Origin of the sequence: Dokdonella sp. (assembly GCF_049593775.1) — a bacterium.
Lineage (GTDB): Bacteria > Pseudomonadota > Gammaproteobacteria > Xanthomonadales > Rhodanobacteraceae > Dokdonella.
The window spans coordinates 1-4678 of the sequence record NZ_JBAWHJ010000387.1; the positions used below are offsets into that span (position 1 = coordinate 1).

4 protein-coding genes and 1 pseudogene are annotated in these 4678 nt (G+C 58.7%); 2 read left to right on the top strand and 3 right to left on the bottom strand.

What is annotated here, in order from left to right:
* Positions 1-200: 200 nt before the first annotated feature.
* The 3 genes from WBP53_RS13245 to WBP53_RS13255 form a co-directional block, all read right to left on the bottom strand.
* A complete protein-coding gene (locus WBP53_RS13245; protein ID WP_423929675.1) occupies positions 201-1349 on the bottom strand; it encodes a hypothetical protein in 1149 nt (382 codons plus the stop codon).
* A gap of 217 nt (positions 1350-1566) precedes the next feature.
* Positions 1567-2208 carry a response regulator gene (locus tag WBP53_RS13250; RefSeq protein WP_423929677.1) on the bottom strand — a complete coding sequence of 214 codons (642 nt, stop codon included), beginning with the start codon at positions 2206-2208 and terminating at the stop codon, positions 1567-1569.
* The gene (locus WBP53_RS13255) at positions 2205-3386 is read right to left on the bottom strand and encodes a sensor histidine kinase (RefSeq protein WP_423929679.1); all 1182 of its coding nucleotides are present in this window, start codon (positions 3384-3386) and stop codon (positions 2205-2207) included. Before WBP53_RS13255 ends, WBP53_RS13250 begins: the two co-directional genes overlap by 4 nt.
* Positions 3387-3839: 453 nt before the next feature.
* Between WBP53_RS13255 and WBP53_RS13260 the strand changes: the two genes are divergently transcribed.
* Both WBP53_RS13260 and minC read left to right on the top strand, forming a co-directional pair.
* Positions 3840-4454 carry a GNAT family N-acetyltransferase gene (locus WBP53_RS13260; RefSeq protein WP_423929681.1) on the top strand — a complete coding sequence of 205 codons (615 nt, stop codon included), beginning with the start codon at positions 3840-3842 and terminating at the stop codon, positions 4452-4454.
* A 9-nt stretch (positions 4455-4463) separates the two neighbouring features.
* Positions 4464-4678: pseudogene (minC, locus tag WBP53_RS13265) on the top strand (septum site-determining protein MinC); the annotation flags it as partial.

Consider the following 4678-nt stretch of genomic DNA (forward strand, 5'->3'; position numbering starts at 1 on the left):
GCATGTGGATGATGAGTTTGAAGTGCTTACACCAGGCGGCGTGCGGCGTTGCATCGTTGGTGGCATCCGCTACGAGAAGCCCTGAATCCCGCTGCACGGCCGGGATGGACAACCAGGCGCAGAATCCTCAGCCCGTCAAAACAAAACGGGCGGCCCTTGCGGGCCACCCGTTCGCTTGAATCCGTTTCGCGCTGACTCGATCAGGGCTCGACCGGCAACGTGACCTTGAAGGTCTGCTCACCGTCTTCGGTGGTCTCTATGACTTCGTCCCAGAAGCGGCCACCGCCCATTTCGCTGTAGAGGTAACCGTGGGTTTCCGAGAATGCCTTCAGCTGCAGACGCAGCAGCGGCAATGCGGCCGGGCTTCCGGAATACTCGGTGACCAAGGCATGACCGCTGTAGCTGATCTTGGCGCGGACACCATCCTCGATGATCAGGTAGCCATCTTCGTCATAGTCACCCAGCATCAACGGAGCGGCGTCTTCCTCTTCAAGGATGTCCTCGACCGTGTCGGAAAGCACTGGGGCATTGATGGTGTATTCGGTGCCATCCAGCATGAAGGTGGTTGAATCAACCGGAATGGACACATCGAAGACGTAGTTGTCGTCGCCCCAGTTGGTGGTCACGGTACGCACGGGTCCGGCCTGGGTCAGGCCATACTTCGTCATTACCGCTTCGATCCGGGCGATCGAGGTATATGTGGCGTCTTCAACTTCGTCGAGCGTGCGTGGTGCCTTGGTTGAAAGCACCAGGACCGGAACGCCGACAACCTCGACTTCCTGGATATCCTGATCCTTGTAGTCGACGTTCGGGAACGACGCCAGCATGTTGGCCACGTTGGCGACAGCGGTCTGCACGGTCGCATCCGGCTTGCCATGAATGTAAAGGCCCGCATAGCGCCATGCCAGATCCCAGCCGTAGTCAACGTCGTAAGCCCAGACGATGCGTGTGGTCTTGCCGTTTTCCGAGGGGTTCAGCGTGATCGTGTAGGTCTTGTTTTCGCCGGCGAAGTTATTCACCACTTCCATCTTGACCTGGCTGTCCTCTTCCGAGGAGATGATCTTGACACTGCCCTTGCCTACGCTTTCGTCGCCACTCCAGTTGACCGTGGCGCCAACGCCAGTGCGCGGCCCCTCGTATTCCATGCGCAACTGGGGATCGAGGCGGCGTTCCGGCGACCACTCGGGGAAACGTCGCAAGGTGTTGACGGAATCGAATATCTGCCGGAGCGGGCTCGATACTTCGACTTCACGTTCAACGTGGCCGTGATTGGGAAGCAAGGCACCGACGACGACGATAAGGACCGCGACAATCAGCAGGGAAACCAGCAATTCAAGAACACGCGTCATTCCGGACCTCTCCAGGACTTGTTTGATCACCGGCACATCTGAATCAGCGACCAATCCGCCAAATGGCAGGAAATCGCTGGGTCCGGCGCGTTGATACCCTCAGGTGGATCCTCACGGAACCACATGTCTCAGATCGAGCATGGTACTTGACTCTGGGGCGCGATGGCTACGATTCGAATACCTCCGGGGCAGTAGCAACCCCTGTCCCGCTTGAAATCTAGACAATACCGAGCTCGAAGGCCTTGAGAACGGCGCGCGTGCGATCGCGGACGCCCAACTTGGAAAGGATGTTTGACACGTGATTCTTTACCGTGCCCTCGGCGACTCCCAGCGAGTTGGCTATTTCCTTGTTGCTATAGCCACCCGCCATCAGACGCAGGATTTCTGTTTCCCGCTCGGTCAGGGGGTCCGGTCGGTCGAGACTGGTGAAATCGTTTTGCATGCGCTCAAGCCCGGATAGCAGGCGCTGAGTGACCATCGGCGCCACCAGCGAACCACCGCCCGCCACGACCTTTACCGCATCAACCAGCTGGTCCAGCGAAACATCCTTGAGCAAATAGCCGCGTGCGCCCGCCTTGAGGCCGGCCAGGACCAGCTGCTCATCGTCGAACGTTGTCAGAATGATCGTCGGCGGCAGATTCCCGCTGCTGCCCAATGCATTGAGGACGTCCAGCCCGGACATCCCGGGCATGCGCATGTCGAGCAGGACCACGTCCGGGGCAATCTCGGGGATGATCTGAACGGCCTGGGCGCCATCCACGGCTTCGGCAACCACGCGGATTGAGTCTGACAATTCGAGCAAAGATCGTATGCCCTGGCGCACCAGAGTCTGATCATCGACAAGACATACGGAAATCATTGAGTTGCCTCCATTGGCAGCCATGCATCCAGTGAAAAACCCTGATCCTTGGAAGTGACGATATCGAGCTGGCCGCCAAACTGCGAGAGCCGTTCGTGCATGCCGGTCAATCCATTGCCCCTTTTGAACTGAACTGCGCCGCGACCGTCATCGCGTGCGTGGATGACCAGCTTGCGATCATCGGTACGCTCGAACTCCAGCCACAGATTGCGCGCGTTGGCGTGGCGTACGGCGTTGGTGATGATTTCCTGGGCACAGCGCAACAGAAGCTGGGCTCGACGTGGATCGTCTATCGTGAAATGAGCTGGCAACTCGAGATGGATGCGCAGGCCGGGCACGCCTTCAGTCAGGCTCTTCAGGGCTTCAGTCAGGTCAATGCTGTCATCTTCGCGCAACTGGCTGACAACCTCGCGCACGTCGGCAAGGAGCAGGCGAGCGACGGACTGGGCCTGACGAACGTGTTCGTGGGCCTGACCCGTGACCAGGTGACTGGCCACTTCAAGATTCAGGCTCAATGCGGTCAGGTGGTGACCGACCAGGTCATGCAATTCGCGAGAGATCCGCATGCGTTCTCCGAGACGGCTTGATTCCGCCAGCAGCGCCCGCGTCGCTCTCAATTCCGCATTCAGGCGGCGCTGGTCTTCACGGGCTTCGGCTTGCTGTTTCGCTATCAGCGAGGTGACGAATGTCGTCGTCGAAATCCCGAAATACATGGTTGCCTGCCAGGCGGCCTGGGTCAGTGAATAGTTTGGCCAGCTCGCGAACAGGGGCAGCAGCGAGAAATTTTGCAGCACCATCCAGGCCACGCCCACCTGCAGGTTGAGGATCCAGGGCAACGCGACCGAAACAACCACAAGAAGCAGTGCGCACAAGCCACTCTGGCTGAGCCAGCCGACCGCGATGGCGAGCAGGTTCAACAGCAGCAACATCGCAATCTGAACCATCCTGCGCAATCCCGAGGGATTGCGGGCACCCATGTCATGCGTCAGGAACCAGAAAACAACGCCAAAAAGCAGATAGCACCCCAGCCACAAGTCATAAAAATAGGCTGGCCGCCCTCGCTCCAGCATTTCTGCGACGACCGTTTCGAATTGCAGCAACGGAATACCCACGCACGCGTAGGTGAACAGGCTGGCGTATCGCAGCAGGCGTATGTGGTTGAAGTGCGGCATGGGCATGTCGCCATCATAGGCGTGTCGGTCCATCTCGCAACCTGCACGAAGTCATTGTCGATCCAGCCAATGCCCTGCTCGGAGAAGAAAGGAAAAGGATGGGCTTCGATACGCGTTCCATTGCATTGCTGATCGAGTGGCGTATTGGTCACGCCTCCGGTCTGCGTGCCGATCACGGTGCGCTGGCGCAAATGCGCGCGGACCGATGCTGCCCAACCGACTGTATTTCATTGAATCAGTTGGCAATCATTGGAGCCTGCAGCGGCATCGCGCGACTCGTCACGGCAACCAGCCTTCAAATTGCCACGCTGCACGGCAGGACAGGCTTCTGAATCCCGTGACCGTTGTGTCACCTGATCAACGTTGTCTTGATGGTCCGAAGGTCGTGCACATGCGATAATCCGGGCTCCGTGCCGAATGATTCGGCAAGTCAAATCCCATGCTGGAGCGCCTGAACGCATGACCATCGTTATTCGCGACGTGCGTGAGCAAGAGCTCGATTCCGTGCTCGCCCTCAACAACGCCGTCGGGCCCCGCATCCTGGCCCTGGATGCGACTGGCATGCGCTGGTTTTTCAGGAATGCCGCGTACTTCCGGGTTGCTGAAGTGGATGGTGTCATCGCCGGATTCCTGATCGCGCTGCGCGAGTTTTCCGGGTATGAAAGCTCGAATTTCCTCTGGTTCCGGCAACGCTACCCTGAATTTGCCTATATTGATCGAATCGTAATCGCCGAGCCGTACCGCGGATTCGGGCTTGGCCGGATTTTCTACTGCGATGTGACCAGCTACGCGGAATTGCGTGTGCCCTTGCTGGCTTGCGAGGTGTTTCTGGAACCACGAGACGATGTTGCCGTGCTGTTTCACGGAACCTACGGGTTCAATGAAGTTGGCCAACAACTCATGGCGGGTGTGGGTCTCCCGGTCAGCCTGTTGGCGAAATCGCTGTGCAGCTACGAATTCGTACGCGATACCTATCTAAAATCGGGTACCGGCAAACTCCCCGATCAGCCCTGGCTGGCCGAACGGGCCCAGTTTCAGCCCGGCCAAGGCCAGGCACAGGCAAGTCGGAGCTGAGCAGAAACGATGGCGGATTCCCCGAAGAATTTCGAACTGGCGGCTGAACTCAAGTTTGGTCAGGTCGGTGTTGCCAATTTGCGCCTGAAGCGCCTGGATGCCGAGGCCATTTCGACTGAGCTCAGCGACCGCGTGACGAGCGCCCCTCAGTTGTTCCTGCGCACGCCGGTCATCCTTGACCTCAGCCACCTGCCCTCGTTGCCCGCCATTGAGCAGGTTCGAGA

Coding starts and splice junctions, on each gene's coding strand:
- WBP53_RS13245 (WP_423929675.1), bottom strand. CDS start 1,349: ATGACGCGTGTTCTTGAATTGCTGGTTTCCCTGCTGATTGTCGCGGTC.
- WBP53_RS13250 (WP_423929677.1), bottom strand. CDS start 2,208: ATGATTTCCGTATGTCTTGTCGATGATCAGACTCTGGTGCGCCAGGGC.
- WBP53_RS13255 (WP_423929679.1), bottom strand. CDS start 3,386: ATGCCCATGCCGCACTTCAACCACATACGCCTGCTGCGATACGCCAGC.
- WBP53_RS13260 (WP_423929681.1), top strand. CDS start 3,840: ATGACCATCGTTATTCGCGACGTGCGTGAGCAAGAGCTCGATTCCGTG.